This window comes from Ktedonobacter sp. SOSP1-52, from assembly GCF_016587395.1.
The window spans coordinates 2824020-2841594 of the sequence record NZ_BNJH01000001.1 but is presented as its reverse complement, the minus strand read 5'-3'; the positions used below and the strand labels follow the sequence as shown (position 1 = coordinate 2841594).

At 53.1% G+C, this 17575-nt stretch carries 14 protein-coding genes and 5 pseudogenes; 15 read left to right on the top strand and 4 right to left on the bottom strand.

Going from position 1 to position 17575, the window contains the following annotated elements:
• The first annotated feature begins 60 nt into the window (after positions 1-60).
• From JMJ16_RS13600 to JMJ16_RS13585, 4 genes and pseudogenes are all read left to right on the top strand, one after another.
• Entirely contained in the window at positions 61-1446 is a 1386-nt protein-coding gene (locus JMJ16_RS13600) for an IS701 family transposase (RefSeq protein ID WP_201382014.1), read from the top strand.
• Complete coding sequence (locus JMJ16_RS13595) at positions 1406-1648, top strand: hypothetical protein (protein ID WP_201382012.1); 243 nt, start codon at positions 1406-1408, stop codon at positions 1646-1648. Before JMJ16_RS13600 ends, JMJ16_RS13595 begins: the two co-directional genes overlap by 41 nt.
• A 259-nt stretch (positions 1649-1907) precedes the next feature.
• The gene (locus JMJ16_RS13590; protein WP_236601571.1) at positions 1908-2804 is read left to right on the top strand and encodes a transposase; all 897 of its coding nucleotides are present in this window, start codon (positions 1908-1910) and stop codon (positions 2802-2804) included.
• 78 nt (positions 2805-2882) lie between these two features.
• Positions 2883-3549 (top strand): annotated as a pseudogene (locus JMJ16_RS13585) (IS6 family transposase).
• 196 nt (positions 3550-3745) lie between these two features.
• Here JMJ16_RS13585 and JMJ16_RS13580 read toward each other — a convergent pair.
• The 3 genes and pseudogenes from JMJ16_RS13580 to JMJ16_RS13575 all read right to left on the bottom strand — a co-directional run.
• A complete protein-coding gene (locus JMJ16_RS13580; protein ID WP_201382010.1) occupies positions 3746-5011 on the bottom strand; it encodes a WD40 repeat domain-containing protein in 1266 nt (421 codons plus the stop codon).
• A gap of 205 nt (positions 5012-5216) precedes the next feature.
• Positions 5217-5366: pseudogene (locus JMJ16_RS54215) on the bottom strand (IS6 family transposase); the annotation flags it as partial.
• Between the two features lie 86 nt (positions 5367-5452).
• Positions 5453-5566, bottom strand: a pseudogene (locus JMJ16_RS13575) (transposase); the annotation flags it as partial.
• A gap of 358 nt (positions 5567-5924) precedes the next feature.
• Here JMJ16_RS13575 and JMJ16_RS13570 point away from each other — a divergent pair.
• From JMJ16_RS13570 to JMJ16_RS13530, 10 genes and pseudogenes are all read left to right on the top strand, one after another.
• Positions 5925-6623, top strand: a complete 699-nt coding sequence (locus JMJ16_RS13570; protein WP_201382008.1) for an ISL3 family transposase — start codon at positions 5925-5927, stop codon at positions 6621-6623.
• Positions 6624-7350: 727 nt separating this feature from the next.
• A pseudogene (locus tag JMJ16_RS57005) lies at positions 7351-7509 on the top strand (helix-turn-helix domain-containing protein); the annotation flags it as partial.
• On the top strand, positions 7492-8232 hold the full coding sequence (locus tag JMJ16_RS13565; protein WP_374229004.1) for a transposase: 741 nt from the start codon (positions 7492-7494) through the stop codon (positions 8230-8232). The pseudogene JMJ16_RS57005 and the gene JMJ16_RS13565, both read left to right, overlap by 18 nt.
• 623 nt (positions 8233-8855) lie before the next feature.
• Positions 8856-9578 carry a TetR/AcrR family transcriptional regulator gene (locus JMJ16_RS13560; RefSeq protein ID WP_201381996.1) on the top strand — a complete coding sequence of 241 codons (723 nt, stop codon included), beginning with the start codon at positions 8856-8858 and terminating at the stop codon, positions 9576-9578.
• 248 nt (positions 9579-9826) lie between these two features.
• Positions 9827-10336, top strand: a complete 510-nt coding sequence (locus tag JMJ16_RS13555; protein WP_201381994.1) for a hypothetical protein — start codon at positions 9827-9829, stop codon at positions 10334-10336.
• Between the two features lie 37 nt (positions 10337-10373).
• On the top strand, positions 10374-11117 hold the full coding sequence (locus JMJ16_RS13550) for a DUF2071 domain-containing protein (RefSeq protein WP_201381992.1): 744 nt from the start codon (positions 10374-10376) through the stop codon (positions 11115-11117).
• The gene (locus tag JMJ16_RS13545; protein ID WP_201381990.1) at positions 11105-11914 is read left to right on the top strand and encodes a ubiquinone/menaquinone biosynthesis methyltransferase; all 810 of its coding nucleotides are present in this window, start codon (positions 11105-11107) and stop codon (positions 11912-11914) included. Before JMJ16_RS13550 ends, JMJ16_RS13545 begins: the two co-directional genes overlap by 13 nt.
• Positions 11915-12145: 231 nt before the next feature.
• Positions 12146-12964: an IS6 family transposase gene (locus JMJ16_RS13540; RefSeq protein WP_201381988.1), complete on the top strand. Its 819-nt coding sequence runs from the start codon at positions 12146-12148 to the stop codon at positions 12962-12964.
• Positions 12965-13238: 274 nt separating this feature from the next.
• A complete protein-coding gene (locus JMJ16_RS13535) occupies positions 13239-15029 on the top strand; it encodes a protein kinase (RefSeq protein WP_236601465.1) in 1791 nt (596 codons plus the stop codon).
• Positions 15019-15687 carry a PQQ-binding-like beta-propeller repeat protein gene (locus JMJ16_RS13530; protein ID WP_201381984.1) on the top strand — a complete coding sequence of 223 codons (669 nt, stop codon included), beginning with the start codon at positions 15019-15021 and terminating at the stop codon, positions 15685-15687. The genes JMJ16_RS13535 and JMJ16_RS13530 overlap by 11 nt, the downstream gene beginning before the upstream one ends.
• Positions 15688-15760: 73 nt before the next feature.
• Here JMJ16_RS13530 and JMJ16_RS13525 read toward each other — a convergent pair whose 3' ends face one another.
• Positions 15761-16435, bottom strand: a complete 675-nt coding sequence (locus JMJ16_RS13525) for an IS6 family transposase (protein ID WP_374228959.1) — start codon at positions 16433-16435, stop codon at positions 15761-15763.
• Positions 16436-16456: 21 nt separating this feature from the next.
• Here JMJ16_RS13525 and JMJ16_RS13520 point away from each other — a divergent pair.
• Positions 16457-17554, top strand: a pseudogene (locus tag JMJ16_RS13520) (IS3 family transposase); the annotation flags it as partial.
• Positions 17555-17575 lie beyond the last annotated feature (21 nt).

Sequence of the window (17575 nt, the reverse complement as noted above, 5' to 3'; positions counted from 1 at the left end):
ATTACAACGAGACTTGTTGGAGTATACTGAAAGGAAGTCTGTTCCTGGAGGTGAAAGCTGATGTCTCTTGTGTTCGATGTCACCGCCGACCAACTAACACCTCAGGGCCGCCAGGCGGTGCAGGAATTAGCTGCGGAAGAGATAGCTTCTCTGGCTGAGGAATTGGTCGCCTACCACCAGCATTTTGCTCCGCTGTTCTACCGACAGGAGCAGCGCGAGTGGGCGGCGATCTACTTACGCGGGCTGCTCACGGCAGATGTTGCCCGCAAGAATGTCGAAGCGATGGCCCTGCATCTGTTGGGAGTGGGACCACATGCGGAACGGCAGGTGCGTGCTCTCCAGCAATTCATTGGAGAGGGTAAGTGGGACGATGACGCGATCTTGGCCGAGCATCAGCGCCTGGTGAATGAGACGCTTGGGGAAGAGGATGGAGTGCTGATCGTGGATGGCTCCGACTTTCCCAAGCATGGGGGCCATTCGGCAGGGGTGGCGCCGCAATGGTGCGGGCACATGGGCAAAAAGGATAACTGTCAGGCCGGCGTCTTTGTGGGCTACGCCAGTCGCAAGGGGGCCACCTTGCTGGACCGGCGGCTCTATCTGCCGGAATCCTGGTTCGCTGAGGATCACCGTACCCTGTGGCAGGACTGCCAGATTCCTGACGAGATCGCCTTTCAGACGAAACATGAGTTGGCAGCTAAGTTGGTGGAGAAGATCATGGCTTCCGGTCGGATCAGAGCGCGTTGGGTGGTCTGTGATGAGGGATATGGGGACTCCCCTGCCTTCCTCCAACGGCTGGAGGCAACCGGATTGTGGTATTTGGCCGAGGTCCCGCGCGATACCAAGGTCTGGCCCCTGCTCGAAATGGATGGACAGAGCGAGCGAGCGCGTCCAAGCAGTTGGATTCACCCACAGGTCCCCTCACGCAAGGGGCCAGCTCCTCGGCGAGAGCGCCTGCATCCCAGCAGTCCGGCGAAAGTGCCGCTGGAGGATCTCGCCAAGCAGTGGCCTGCTTCCGCCTGGCAGCGCTTTCGTTTGTTGGAGGGACACAAAGGCCCGCTCGTCGCTGATCTTCTCGTACTCCGTGCGATCCTGCCGCTGGATCGCTTGCCTGGCCCGGAGGTCTGGGTGGTGATTCGGCGCAAAGTCAGCGGTTCGTCTGAAGAGCCAGAATGGAAATTTTACCTGAGTAATGCCCCTCTGGAGACGCCGCTTGCCACCTTTGTGCGGGTGAGTGGGATGCGCTGGCCCATCGAGACCTGTTTTGCCGAATGCAAGGGAGAATTGGGCATGGACCACTATGAACTCCGCTTCTGGCGCGGGTGGCACCATCACATGACCCTGGTCATTTTGGCCCATCATTTCCTGGTTCGATGGCAACAACGCCTCAACCAGAGAGAGGGGGATCTTGCGCCCGACAACCACGCAGCCCTTGCCCGCCCCAACTGAGTTGCCCAGCCTGGATGCACACGCTTCTCTCCCGCTCAGCGTCGCTCAGGTCCGCTTGCTCTTGCAAGTTGCCTTGCCTCAACCCGTGCTGGATCTCCCTGCTGCTCTGGCGTTGATCGCTTACCAACAACGCCACAACTACGCCGCCTATTGCTCTCATCGCAAGCGGCTCCTGGCTCAGTTGCAAAAGTTCCTTTGGTAAAAAGTCTCGTTGTAATACTAGTATTACAACGAGACTTTATGGGGTAGACTGAAAGAGAAGGGAGGCGAAACGCGATGTCTCTCATGATCGATGTAAGCGCCGATCAGCCGCCTGTTCCAGGTCGACTGGCGGTGCAAGACTTGGCTTAGGAAGAGGTAGCTTCCCAAGCCGAAGAACTGGTGGCGTATCACCAGCATTTTGCGGCGTTGTTCTCCCGACGTGGGCAGCAGTCTACTTGCGTGGACTCCTCACAGCTGAAGTGCCGCGCAAGAATGTCGAAGCAATGGCTCTGCGTTTGTTGGGAGCGGGGCCGCATGCGCAACGGCAGGTGCGCGCCCTCCAACAATTCATTGGAGAGGGGAAGTGGGAAGATGATGCACTCCTGGCCGAACATCAGCGCCTGGTGAATGAGACCCTTGGGGAAGAGGATGGAGCGTTCATCGTTGATGGTTCCGAGTTTCCCAAACATGGGCAGCATTCTGCTGGCGTAGCGCCCCAATGGTGTGGGAACATGGGGAAGAAAGATACCTGCCAAGCCGGCGTTTTCCTGGGCTATGCCAGCCACAAGGGTGCGGCGCTCCTTGACCGGTGTCTCTCCCTGCCTGAGTCCTGGTTTGATGAGGATCATCAGACGCTGTGGCAGGAGTGCCAGATTCCCGACAAGATTCCCTTTCAAACCAAGCACGAACTGGCGGCGCAGTTGGTAGAAGGCATCATGGCTTCTGGACGCCTCCAAGCGCAGTGGGTCGTGTGTGACGAGGGATATGGTGACGCTCCTGCCTTCCTACAACGGCTGGACGCGACGGGGTTGTGGTATTTGGCCGAGGTACCGCGAGATACCAAGGTGTGGCCACTGCTGCAAGTCGATGGGCAAACTCCGCGGGATCGTCCGAGCAGTTGGATATCGCCACAGACTCGTTCGCGCAAAGGACCAGCCCCACAGCGAGAGCGACTGCACTCCGCCAGTCCGGCCAAAGTGCCGCTGGAGGATCTCGCCAAGCAGTGGCCTTCTTCCGCCTGGCAGCGCTTTCGTCTCCTGGAGGGACACAAAGGCCCGCTGGTTGCTGATTTTCTCGTGCTACGCGCGGTGTTGCCCCTCGATCGTTTGCCGGGTCCGGAGGTCTTGGGTGGTTATTCGGTGCAAAGTCAGTGGTGAGGACTCAGAGCCGGAATGGAATTTTTAGTCTCCGTAACGGTATTGTCAACTTGCTGAAAAGCTGGCATACTGAATTTCATGAATACATCAACATCTGCTCCCCTTTACAAAGGTTTTCGCTTTCCACCTGAAATTATCAGTCACGGCGTCTGGCTCTCTTTTCGCTTTTCGTTCAGTTGCGCGTGATGTGGAAGAGCTTCTGGCGCAACGTAGGATCGTCGTCACCTACGAAACCGTGCGACAATGGTGCCTCACATGTGGGTAAATGGATGCCAACGAGTTGCGTCGTCGTCGTCCTTGTTGTGGCGACAAGTGGCATCTGGATGAGGTCTTTCTCGCCATCCATGGAGAGAGACACTATCTCTGGCGAGCCGTGGACCAAGATGGCAACGTGCTGGATATCCTGGTCCAGAGCCAACGGAACTAAAAAGCGGCGAAACACTTCTTCCGTAAGCTGCTCAAAGGACACCAATACGTCCCACGTGTGATTACTACCGATAAATTGAAGAGGTATGCTGCGGCAAAACGAGAGATCCTGCCTGGAGTGGAACATCGACAGCACAAAGGATTGAACAATCGAGCAGAGAACGCTCACCAACCCACGCGACTGAGAGAGAAGAAAATGCGTCGCTTCAAATCCGTCAAGCACGCACAACGCTTTCTCTCCGCCTTCGGGCTCATCGCTGGGCATTTCCAACCGCGTAGACATCGTTTCAAAGCCTCGGAGTATCATGCTCTTATGTAAGGACAATTCCAGATGTGGAGCGAGGTGATAGGGATGAAAACAGCCACGTAGCACCCCACCACCCGCCACTCACTACTCACCATTCTTTTTTCCCTCATCTTCTTTCTGAAAAGCTCTTCATTATTTTAATAAGTTGACAATACCGAAAAAGGGCCAGTTCTAAGTTGGGATTTCCATCCAATGAGAGATCGGGTCCCTACAGGGCTTTCCAGATCTGGACGGTGCCGTCGGAGCTGGCGGAGGCAACCAGGGTGCTGTCGGACGACCAGGCCAGGCTGTTCACCAACTGGGTATGTCCGGTGAAGATGAGCAGGGTCGTCTTGTTGGTGGCATCGAGCACATGGATACTGTTGTCTGGGTAGGCGAGGGCAACATGGGTCGTATCAGGAGCTAAAAGAGCAGCCAGACCACTATTCTTGGGATCTCGTTGCGTTTGAATGCTCAACAAAGAGCTACAAGTGGTTCCATTCCACGCTTGGACTCCGCTGCCCTCATACCCCGTATTCAGCAAGCGCTGGCTATCGGCTGACCAGGATAGGAAAGAGGAAATGGGGCCTTCTAGAGCAACCTGAAAAGTGCAGAGGGCTTTCTTGGTTGAGAGATCGAGAATGTGATTGGATGATTCTGTAGCAAAAGCGAGGCGCTTGCCATCAGGTGACCAGGCGAGGGCCCCTCCTCCTCCAACGGTAGTGGCCCCTGCAGATACCGTGCTGCCCGAGGCGAAGTTCCAGAGCACCAGGTCACCATTGGATTGGAAAGTGCTAAAGGCGGCGATGGATGTGGAGTCTGGGGACCAAGCTATGCTCGGTTGTTGGCCGAGCTTCGGGTTGAAGGCCAGGGATGTGCCAGAGAGGGCATCGAAGACGCGCAAACCGATGCCAATAGCTGCGACCTGCGACCCAAAGTCCACGGCCAGGCGTTTGCTATCAGGCGACCATTGCATGGTGTTGACAACCACAGAGGGTGAGGGGCTCTGATAGCTCCAGGAGATTTGCCCACTTTGAACACGGGCCACTTGAATCGTAGTGGTGGCTGGGCCGTTTCCATAAGTATCAACATCAAAGGCCAGCAGTTGGCTATCGGGCGACCAATCGACATTGCCGATGCTGACATTCTGACCTGCAGGCACATTTCTCCAGAGCATCTGGCCCCTGTGGACATTCCAGACTTCGAGCGTGTTGGGAAGGGCATCCGAGGCTTCGCTAGCAGTTATCAGAAGAGCAAGGAATTGGCCATCAGGAGACCACTGCACCTCATTGACCTTGTGTTGGGCATTGAGAATCTTGAGAGCCTTGTGTGATTGCCCTCTAGTGGCAGTTGCGATTGGGCGAGATTGAGCAGAGCTGGCGGGGCTCCCGCAAGCTGCCAGCAGAATCAGGAAGAGTGGAAGAGAGAAGAAGCAGAGACGCTTGTAGAGATGAGAGTGAAAAGAGGAAAAGACTCTGAGAAAATGTATATTCAACTGAATCCTCCAGTGTTTGGCAAACAATGTAACATACGACTGAGATGATTCTACTCCAGATGGCTCGCTTCGCAGAGAGAGCTAGTTCACAGTTGGGGTGTGAAATGGGTCACTGAGAGTGGAGATCTCATAGTTATTTACACTCTTCTCTGTTGATATCTCGGATATGAAGCGGTTTGCTCAAGTACATTGGTACCAGTGCTCAGTCCATGGGAGATTCTAGATAGTTGAAAGGGGTACCGGTTCGTTCGTTAAAGCTCTGTTGACACTGAGAGCAAAAGAACGTTGCGTAGCCCAGTTTGGTTTTCTTCGCTCGCTTCTTGGTCGTGGCGGCAGCACAATAGGGGCAGTTCATCGGTCAGCACTCCGGTTCCATCCTGTTTTCATGGGATGAGCAGAGCAGAAGTGTGAGTGCTCTGCCTGGAGGATGGCTTGAGTTCTAACAGAACCAAGGGAGTGGTTTGGGGGTCTGCCACGTCTGGACAAAGGAGGAAGATGGCGTTGTAGAGTCTCCCACGCCGCATCGGAGAGATTGCTCGGATAACTTGTACTCATCCTTCCAGTCTATCATATGAACTCTCCTCTGCCATTTGCAAAACAGGCTCGCAGGTCTGTTTCTGTTAGTTTAAAAAGTGCCAGTTTGCTACAACAAAAATGACCAGAAACCTCTTCAACGGAGCAGAAATGCTCCGTGAAAAGCTGCCAGTTTGCTAACAAAAGTTGCCAGGAAAGGGACAACTGAAAATGACCAGTCCAACGGAGTCGCAGAACGGTGTAAATGTGATAATTCAATGGCGGCAAATCGGTTCATCACCACTTTTCGTGCTCAACCGCAGGAGCGCTCATCCGTAGAAAAAGAAGAAGAGCGGCATGGGCGATACCAATCACTTGAAACGAGGTCCTTCTTTTCCCCATGCTTCCTTTTTCTTTACCAGGCTTTGAGGTGCAGGAAGCTGTATACACGCCGACGACGATGACAATAACAGCTCGAAGCCTTGCTCAAACAGCGATCTGCCCTGCTTGTCAGCAGGAATCCCATCGGGTTCACAGTTCCTACACTCGTTCTCCTGCTGATCTGCCTGTCAGCGGGCAGGCAGTTTGTTTGAACTTACGAGTTCGTCGGTTCCGTTGTCAGAATCAGCAGTGTCGACGACAAACCTTCGTCGAGTCTTTACCAGAGGTAGTCCCACGCTACGGGCGGCAGACGAAACGGCTCACTGCCACCCTCAAGCACTTTGCGATCGCCCTCTCAGGGCAGGCTGGAGAGCGTCTGCTCAACCACCTGGGGATGGCACAGACACTCCTGCGGCTAGCGAAATCGATCAGCAGATCAGAAATCACCGTCCCAGCGATCTTGGGAGTGGATGATTTCGCTTTCAAGCGAGGTCGCATCTATGGGACAATCTTAGTGGATCTCCAGACCCACCGCCCAATCGAGTTGCTGATGGACCGGACTGCGGAAACTTTTTCCTTCTGGCTGAGAACCCACCCTGGCGCTCTGGTCATTAGCCGAGACCGTTCCACCGAGTATGCACGTGGGGCGAATGATGGAGCTCCAGAAGCCCGGCAGGTAGCTGATCGTTTTCATGTCCTCGTGCGCCGTCTAACGTAGTGCGATATCGCCGAACATCGGCCTAGAATTGAAGAGGGATTCTAGAGGTCATCTGATCTACCTGGCGTGGAAACACAAAGGGGAAAGCAGCATATCAGGAAAAGCGGTGACGGGCGAAAGCGTGTAGCTCGATGCGCCGCAAGACCTGCGGGCATGGTGAAAGGTGCATTCCTTGAAGCCTAGTTGCCAGTGGCGTAATGGAACGCCAGTCGCAGCGCGCTTGAAGCGATTCCTCCATCTATCTCGGTAATTGATGAGGACCGAGATACTCTTCGATGGGAAAGGGCGTTGAGCAATGAGCTCAATAAAGGCAGCAAACGGGACACCTACAACCCGCTGTATGTATCGCATGAACGGAATTCGGGATTCCCTACGGATCGAGAGGTCTATGGGAACGGAGCCACGATAGTACTCGTCGGAGTGACGCCCGACCAAGGAGCTGAGGAAAGCTCAGCACAGGGGAAAGCGTGGCAGGGAGTACAGGAGCCAAGAGGGTGTTGGCGCGTGATGCGCTCAAAAACATCCCACAGCGAACTGGAAACTAGAGAGCCGTGTACATCGAAAGGTGTCAGCACGGTTCGGAGAGGGACGGTCGGAAACGTGCTCAGTTTAGTAACGCGCTGGCCGTCTACTCTACAAAAACTTACGAGAAGCAGTGGAGCGGGCTCTCAAGCGTATTCATGCGGAACTTGTCGAGCAGCAAAAAGCTTCGGGGCATTCCCAGAAGATGCAATACAAACGGCGACGGAGCCAGGCGGAAATCGCCGCGTCCAAAGTGGCTCGCCTCAGACGCCAAGCTCGCTATGAAGAAGTGGTTGCGCTCTACAAGCAAGGAATGAGCATCTTGGGGATTGCTGACCAACTGCGCATGAGCCGAAGCACGGTCCGCAACTACGTCTATGCGGGCGCTTTCCCAGAGCGAGCCAATATCCTGCGAACCAAGAGCCTGCTCGACCCTTACGTTCCCTATCTGGAACAACGACTGGCACAAGGATGCCGCAAAGCCAACCAACTCTGGGAGGAATTAAAAGCGCGAGGCTTTACAGGGAGCTACAAGCTGGTCAATCGCTGGCTTGCTCCTCACCGTGAAAAACCCGGACGCAAACATTCGCTTCGAGAAAAAGATCTCTTGGGCCTCGCCCAGGAAGAAGAAGCAGGAACGACTGCTCAGCAACCTGCCTGCTCTCAAGAGAGCAACGAGGTGGAACCTGTGGCTCTGGAAGCACCAAGGCATCTGGTCTGGCTTCTGCTCAAGGACCCCGACACTCTCGATTCTGAGCAGCAGCGTTCGCTTGCGTTCATCCGCCAACATCCAGACGTGGAGATGCTGTATGATCTCACTCAAAGTTTCGTGAATTTGATGAAGAAACGCAACTTTGAGGCTTTCGATCTCTGGCTTGCAAGAGGTGAACGGTGTGGTATTCCCGACGTAGAAACTCTTGCTCAAGGACTGCGGAATGATTATGAAGCAGTGAAAACCTCTTTAGTTCTTCCCTACAGCAATGGTCCAGTCGAAGGGCAAATCAATCGCCTGAAGTTTGTGAAGCGTTCTATGTATGGTCGGGGCAGCTTCGAGCTGTTACGCAGTCGGATTCTGGAGGCCGCATGAAGATCTGTCGTTGTTGAGCACGAAAAGTGGTGATGAACCATTTATGGGACCATTATACGTGTCACTCTTTCTTCCTTGTACTTGACAGAGCAATAGGCACGAAGTTCATGTCACATTGGAGAGCGGATTTGCAAGGCAAGGTCACCTGACCAGGTGTTCAAACGCGCTCTCGGTCTCATTCCACGAGCCTATCGACGCCATCACTCCATCTGAACAGATTTTTGACAAAACCGCACGCATTTGCAAGATTGCCTTATTCCTTCTGCCGTATCATAAAGGAAAGAGGAACGCGGAGATGAGCAGAGGGCAGGAGGTCAGTGTGGATATGGTTCGCGCCAGGCGCGAGCACGAGATCAGTTTGCAACCCGTCCCGCTCATCGAAATCTCGATAGAGAACAACATGAGGACATCCCGCGCCCAGGAAGGCGGCCAGAAATTACCACACCACAGATCTATATCAGCCCACGTATGCTGGCTTCCCCAAAGAGGGAAGATGCCAATCCCCTTACACAAATAAACACGTTTACTTCTCTTGACAATCTTGTACCCAAGCACTATACTACTAAAAAGTAAACATATTCACTTTTATGGACTGGCAAGAGATCAAGACAGTGGGAGGAATAATGAACGAGAAGCGAGAGGGGGAAAGAACCCGAAAAGGCGACCTGACGCGCCAGCGCATTCTCGAAAGCGCTCTCCTCCTGTTTGAGTCCAAAGGATATGAAGAGACCACGATGCGAGAGATTGCGGCAGAAGTGGGATCTTCACCAGGGCTCACGTATCGGTACTTTAGAAGCAAAGAAGAACTGGTGTTAGAGCTCTATCAAAACCTGTGTGCGGAACTGGAAAAATATGCACATGAGCTTGCTCCTGGCTCACTGCCTGAGCGTTTTCACGCGATGGTTGCCAGACAGTTGGAGTTGATGGCCCCCTATCGTGCAGCACTCAGCGCTCTTTTTGGAGTCACCCTCAATTCTCGCTCAAACGCAGGGGTGTTTAGCGAGGGCACGGCGGATATTCGCCGTCGTGGTAGAAAGACCTATTTGGAGATCATTCTGGGGGCCAAAGATGCACCAAAAAAGTCCCAGTGCGAGGATCTGGCCACCGTGCTCTATGGCATGCACCTGGCTATGGTGCTCTTTTGGCTCATTGATGAGAGCGAGAAGGCCAGCAGGACATCCCTTTTGCTCGCGTTTCTCCGCGATCTGCTCAAATTGATGCAGCCACTTCTCTGGCTCCCGCCCGTCAGGCAGACACTAGCCCGACTGGGTGCCATTCTCGGCCCCATGCTTGGCGATGAGAGGCAGACAATACTATCCACAGAAGGAGTGCATAACAACACCTAAGCACGTCTGTTGTTCTCATACAACCCTTCTTGCCAAAGCAAAGCCATAGCCGGAAAGAGTATCGAGTTTTAGAGAAGCTCCGTCGCAAATGCATCTTCTTACAGACACTTGGTTCTCCCAAGCGCTCTCTCGTCGTCTTTCCGGCTCTGACAAAAGGGGAATTACCAGTGTCTTTAAAGGGGGGAGAAACGCAGAGCAATTACCAGCGAAAGAGTGACTATTGCGACGAAGAAGAGAAAAGGAATTCGATGATGTCAAATTTTACCTCTGAAATAGCATGTGTCCGGCCTCCTAGCGTGTTCTGGCCCTTGTTTGGACTATGTGTTGTCCTTTCCTCAGGACCTACTACTTTTCTTGTTTCTCTGTTCATTCCTCTCGCCAGTTTTCTCTTTATCCAAGCAGCCCTTGCCGCCCTGCTCGCAGGGGGAACACTCTGGTGGCTCGTGATCGTGCGACCCAGGCGCGCGACCGTCAAACGTGGCTTCCTGATTGGAATAGTAGGAAGTGCGCTCGCTCAGCCGCTCATGTTCCTGATAGCTGCACTTATAGCTGCGTTCCCCTGGCCGACCTGGATTGGAGACCATCTGTTGCGACCAGGGACGTCAGGTCCCATCATAATTGCGTTGGTTATATGGGACCTGATCTTTACAGGGTGGATCGCTCTTCCTATGGGAGGGGCAACTGGGGTGCTACTCATCTATCTCCAGCGAACACTGACGCGGCGCTATGGGCCACGAGAAATCATCAGCGAGCCATAAGGGAACGTATCACCGTGCATGGGAGGATTCATACGGTATGCTCAGAACACGTACAGTCAAAGCTCGCCTTCTCGAGCGCTTCATCTTTAACTTCCGGGTGAGACCAGAAGTGCTCGCTCGCCATTTGCCCGTTACTTCTCTCTATCCTCAGGTCTTTCATGGATGGAGCGTGGTGTCGTTTTGTATCCTGAAGCTGGATCGTGTAACGCTTGTGCCGTTGCCATCACGACTTGGCCTGGAGACCATCTCCTGCGCCTATCGGTGTGGTGTGATCGACATCACCGGCACGCAACCTATGTCATCAGTCTATATTCTCAGGCGCTATACGGACCGTTCGCTCATCTCGTCCCTTGGACCATGGGTATTCGCGGACCCTATCGCTAAAGTGCGCGCTTCTCTTACGCAAGACGGGACTGTCCGTACGATTCGAGTCCATCACGATGGCCAATGCTTGTTTTCGGCCTCGTTCCAGCCATCCCTCTCTCCCTGTGCGCTGGACTCACACGTTTTTGACTCCCTTGATGCTTTCGCTCATTTTATGGATCTGGGTGTGGCAAGTTATACCCCAGCGATCGCTCTAGGGGCACTGGCCAGAGTCGATCTACAGAAAAGCGAGACGCACTATATGGCACTCCAGGCCACGGTAGAGTATAGCTTCCTGGATGATCTCTGGTACCATGAGGGATTGATCTTTGACAGCGCTGTACAGGCAACAGGAGGAGCTTACGAGTGGACGTATCAGGGCCTTGTGAAAAGGAGTTGCCATCCATGTTTTCCTTAGAGAATGCCCCACGCGAGAGCCAAAGCGGCTCCGACCTCAATATCTTCGCTTGTATAGCACCGATCTATGACTGGATGAACCTGCTCATCAGCTTTGGCTTGATTCGTCTCTGGCGCGATCGAGCAGCACGGTATCTCGCTCTCAAAGCGGGCGAAACAGGCTTAGATCTCGGGACAGGGACAGCTGACCTCGCCATCGCAATCATACAAGCCTCAGAACCGGGAGCTCATGTGATCGCGATAGACAAGACCCCTGAGATGCTCGAACGAGGAGAGCGGAAACTACGACAGTTAGCACTCCACGATCGGATCGAACTCAGAAGGGGTGATGTTACCTCCATTGACTTACCAGACAACAGCGTAGATGGGTGTTGCTCTGCCTTTCTCGTACGTAACCTTGCAGATATTCCGCAAAGTTTCCGGGAGATGCGACGCGTCGTCCGTCCTGGTGGCCAGGTTGTTTGCTTGGAAGTCAGCCATCCTCCTAGCAACTTCTTCAGGCATCTGTTTCATTGCTACTTCTACACCTATGCACCCTTCTTCGGTCTGCTGCTCGGCCAGAGGTTTGAAGCCTACCGATACCTGCCAGCTTCTCTCAAACATTTTCCCGATGCGCCGCACTTGAAGGTGATGATGGAGGAGTGTGGCTGGAGCGATGTCTGCTTTCATCATCTCAATGGGGGCTTAGTAGCTATTCATATTGGGACGAAACGAGAAGCGAGACATGCAACAGCTTTTGATAAAGAGGGAAAGAGGTATTTTGAGACTAATAATGTGCGGAACGAGGGGTTCCTATAAAGTGATATAAGCCACATTTGAGCTATTGCAGGTGATATATGCAACTTTGCACGTCTCAAAGACAGAGTCCCAACGTTTCCTGCAAAGCAGGCTACCAGTGAGAAGATGATGAGTATTCGATGACTAATAAATGTGGTGGATGCGTCAGAACTAAGAACAGAACTCTAAGCGAAGTTCCGCTAGAGTGTGATAGACTGATCAGCACAGAAACATTTGGGGGAGGCGTGCCCGATGAATTGCCCGTACTGCCTGTCTGTAACGACGAGAGAACAAAACAGGAAAACCACACTTGGCTACCGGATATTCCGTTGCCGAAGGTGCCACCATACCTTCAATGAGCGCACCAACACACTTTTTAACTTTCTGGAATATCCAACCGATCTCGTTCTGCTTGTCGTGCTCTGGCGGCTGCGCTATACACTGAGTCTGCGGGATCTCGCTGAGCTGTTTCTCGAGCGCGGTTGGGTCTTCACTCATGAGGCGATCCGAGGCTGGGAAGCTCGTTTTGCTCCCTTACTTGCAGAACACTTGCGTACCAGGCGGCGGGGACAAATAGGGACATCATGGGACGTAGATGAAACGTACATCAAAGTGCGAGGAATGTGGTGTTCTCTCTATCGCGCTCTCGATCGTGATGGGAATCTGGTCGATTCACGCCTGAGTGAGAAACGCGATATGGAGGCAGCAAAGCAGTTTTTCCGCCAAGCTATTGCAATGGTTGGTCACGCCCCAGAGCGGGTAACGACCGATGGACATGACTCCTATCCACGTGCGATTCGTGAGATTGTCGGCAGCGAGGTCATGCATCGCTGGAATGCCTATCTGAATAACCACTTGGAGCAAGATCATCGTGGAATCAAACAGCGCTATTATCCGATGCGGGGGTTTGGGAACTTCACCTCGGCCTCTCGCTTCTGCAGGGCATATGACGAGGTACGCCAGTTCTTTCGGTTTCGGACCACGAGAAAGCAACATGTTTCCCTCGCTGACCAACGTCATCTCTTCTGCCAACGATTGGATGCCTTGAAAACCATGTTGCTGGTCGCCTAAACAGATTCAGGTTGAAGATGAAGCACGCCTTGTGATCTTCTATGTTCTCCGTTCTGACACATCCTTCACAAGCCCTGATTCTAGAGATACTAGACGGTCACGAGAAAAGTTCTGGAAGGCGCAAGGATGAAATTGGTCAAGGAGTCAAACCAAAAGAGTACACCACCTTCTTCTCGGTAAAATCCTCTTCTCAGTGAAGTATTTCACTGAGACTATCGATCCTTCTCTCTACAATAGTTCCTGGATTCTAGAAAGAATGCAAGGGGGAAACGTTATGGTTGATCGCGTTGGACAACGCATGGATGTCTATTCTTTGCAACGGCTGCTCGGAGCTGGGACCTTTGGCGATGTCTACTTGGGCGAACAGATCTATGATCATACCCAGGTTGCCATTAAGGTGTTGAAGGTTCACCTGACCCAGGGCACGCTCAAGGATTTTTTACAAGAGGCTCGGATGATCCGGCTCCAGCATCCCCATATCGTGCCTATTCTCGATTTTGGCATTGAGAAGGATGTGCCCTTTCTGGCGATGGCGTATGCACCCAATGGCACACTCCACCAGCGCCATCCTCTGGGAACCCGTCTCCCATTAGACGTGGTCTGTTCCTATGTCACACAAGTGGCTGAGGCATTACAGTATGCTCATGACCGTCGTCTCATTCACCGAGATATCAAACCTCAGAATATGTTGCTTGATCACCAACACTCTCTCTGGCTCGCCGACTTTGGTATTGCAACCGTTGCTCACGCTGAGCACTCATTACGCACGCAAGGGATGGCTGGTACTGTTCACTACATGGCTCCCGAACAGGTCCAGGGCAAGCCGCGACCTGCCAGCGATCAATATGCCCTGGCGATCTGTGTCTATCAGTGGCTCAGTGGAGAACGTCCATTCCGGGGGACTCAATGGGAGATAATCTCGCAACACCTTACTGCTTCTCCTCCCCCCTTGCGCCACATCGTCCCCAGCATACCACAGGAGGTCGAAGCAGTTTTGATGAAAGCCCTTGCCAAAGATCCAGGCGAGCGCTTCATTGATATACGCGCCTTTGCAAGCGCTCTCTCTCGTGCCTGTCAACAGAGCACCAGCCAACGTACAACGCTGCCACGTGAGGATGCAGTTGCCCATCCCTCGTTGCCATTGAAAGCGGAGCACCCTTCTCCTCTGATTCCATCACCTCTTTCTTCTCCGCATCCGACCTCACTCCCTCCTCTTCAGGAAATGGAGAGACCAAAGCAGACGTTGCCTCCTTTGGAGATGTCCCCAACTTCGCAAGGATCATCTGTAAATCGTACGCCATTATCGAGGAGTCTTTTTACGAGCACGCGGTTATCACAACGCACTTCCACTTCTGTTTCACCTTCGTCTAGCGCTGTTCACTCATCCGCTCCTAGTGTCCATCACAGGAGACCTACCAGGAAAACCCTCCTTATTGGTGGACTCGTTCTGGTACTGATCATGAGTGTGTTTTTCTCTCCCAGCTTCATTCAGCTCCTTGCGCCGTCAAAGGATGGGAGAACTGCACACCATACTGGCATTCCCCCTGCAAACGCCACGGCAACCAGTGCAGCTCGCACCTATGCCACAAGGGTCGCAGAACAGGGGGTGATGTTTGGGTTTGATGCTGCACATACGCACTGGAATCCAGGCGAAAAGATTCTTTCTCTTCAAAATATCAAACATCTGGCTCCCCTGTGGTCTTTTGCAACGGGTAGCGATCCCTATCTGCCTATCGTCTCCTCGCCAGCAGTGGCCAATGGCGTGGTGTATATCGGCACTTATGACGGCAAGCTTTATGCCTTTGATGCCAATTGCCGCAACCAGTGCCAGCCGCTCTGGTCCTTTCTCACGGGTGGCGATATCGCCTCCTCGCCAGCGGTAGCCAATGGTATGGTGTATGTTGGCTCTGTTGACGGCAAGCTTTATGCCTTTGACGCCAGTTGCCGCAACCAGTGCCAGCCGCTCTGGTCCTTTCTCACGGGTAGATCTGTCAACTCCTCGCCAGCGGTGGCCAATGGCATGGTGTATGTTGGCTCTTATGAAGGCAAGCTTTATGCCTTTTGATGCCAGTTGCCGCAACCAATGCCAGCCACTCTGGTCCTTTCCCACGAATGGCACTATCGAATCCTCGCCAGCGGTAGCCAATGGTATGGTGTATGTCGGCTCCGATGATGGCAAGCTCTATGCCTTTGATGCCAATTGCCGCAACCAGTGCCAGCCACTCTGGTCCTTTCTCACGGGTGGCGATATCGAATCCTCGCCAGCAGCGGCCAATGGCATGGTGTATGTCGGCACTTATGACAGCAAGCTTTATGCCTTTGATGCCAATTGCCGCAACCAATGCCAGCCACTCTGGTCCTTTCCCATAGGTAACGCGATCTTGTCCTCGCCAGCGGTGGCTAATGGCGTGGTTTATATTGGCTCTGTTGACGGCAAGCTTTATGCCTTTGACGCCAGTTGCCGCAACCAGTGCCAGCCGCTCGGAACCTTTCTCACGGGTGGAACTGTCAACTCCTCGCCGACGGTGGCTAATGGAGTGGTGTATGTTGGCTCTGTTGACGGCAAGCTTTATGCCTTTGATGCCAGTTGCCGCAACCAGTGCCAGCCACTCTGGTCCTTTTCCACGGGTCACCAAATCTTTTCCTCGCCAGCGGTGGCCAATGGCGTAGTTTATGTCGGCTCTGATAACGGTAAGTTCTATGCCTTCGGCATTTCATCATAAGGCGCTGTAAGCGGTTGTGTTGCAAGAAATTGAAAGAAGGCAAAATAGGAGGAAGGAACTCTGCTTGCTCAGTTTAGGCTGTCCGTCCAAACAGCATGGTAACCAATGCAACCTGCCCTTCCACATCGCCTTTGGCTACCCCTTGGACTTGTCCTTTCCTGATCATGTTCATCATTTCATATCCTTGCAAGGTTCGCCACGCCGTCTCGAAGGAAAAGAAGCCCATACCAGGTTTCGTCAAGCGTTTGATGAAGCGATGATCTTGCTCGATCAGATTGTTGAGATATTTCACCTGTCTGAGTTCGACCGATTCGGGAAGGGTACCAGCGGCTTTGAGCTCAGCAATCGCTTTGGGATACGCCGCGTTCTTGTCTACAGTGATCACGCGGAGGGCGAACATGGTGGTACCGAGGTCAAGCACAGGCGTGGGCGAAGTCACGTGCTCCTCGATCAAACATACTTGAGAGGTTGAAAATGTCAAAGAGTGCAGCGATTTACAGAAAAAGCGTTTGGCCGCTTCAGCGTCCCGTGTTGGACTGAGGAAGACCTCGATCGTGTTCCCTGCGGAATCCACAGCTCGGTACAAGTAAAACCACACCGTTTTGATCTTGATGTATGTCTCATCCACGCGCCAGGAGTCGTTGTATGCCTTCAGATGGGGTCGACAGCGTTTCTCCAATTCAGGAGCATATTTCTGAACCCAGCGAGAGATCGTGGTGTGATCGACATACAGGTCCCGTTCGAGCATGATCTCCTCCAGATCGCGGTAGCTGAGCGAGTATTGGAAGCTATTCGAGGTCAGAAAACCGCCAATGAGATTGCTTCAGAATATGGAGTGCATCCGACACAAATTACCCAGTGGAAGAAGCAAGCACTCGATGACCTCCCCTCCCTGTTCGCACAGCCACCTTCTGGGCGAGAGAAGAACGAGGAGGCACTCATCGCCAGTCTCTATCAGCAAATCGGTCAGCTCAAAGTGGAGGTCGACTTTCTGAAAAAAAATCAGGCCACCTCCGTTGAGCAGAAGCGTCAACGGATCAAACCAGATCATCCGACACTCAGCATTGCGCGTCAGTGTGAACTCTTGGACCTGGCTCGTTCGAGCTACTACTACGAGCCCCTCCCTGAAAGCGAGGAAAATCTGCTGCTGATGCGGCTGCTTGACGAGCAGTACACGCGGACGCCATTTTATGGAACTAGAAAGATGACAGCCTGGTTACACACCCAGGGCTATCGCGTCGAGCGCAAACGGGTGAGGCGACTCTTGCGCACGATGGGGTTAGAGACCATCTATCCCAAACCGCACCTGAGCCAGCCGGGAGCTCAAGAGACTCGTTATCCCTACTTACTGCGAGGGTTTGCGATTGACCGCAGAAACCAGGTGTGGAGCTGTGATATTACCTACATTCGCCTGACACGAGGATTTGTGTATCTGGTCGCTATTCTCGATTGGTTCAGTCGCTATGTGCTGGCCTGGGAGACCTCAATCACCTTGGATACCAGCTTTTGCCTAGAGGCGTTAGATCAGGCTCTGCAAGTAGCACGACCCGAGATTTTTAACACGGATCAAGGGGTCCAGTTTACCAGCCGAGAGTTCATCACTCGTTTACAACAAGCACAGGTACGTATTAGTTGGGATGGACGAGGAAGAGCACTTGACAATATCTTCGTCGAGCGATTGTGGCGAAGCGTGAAATATGAGGAGATATATTCAAAAGATTACCAGACCGTTCCACAGACGAGGAAAGGGATTACAGCCTACTTTCACTTTTACAATCATCAGCGATTGCAACGGGCGTTAGAGTACCAAACCCCGTTGCTGTTTACCAGCAAGTGTAGTTACAAACCACATTTCTCATATGGCTGAGTTCTATCTTATTTTTGCCCG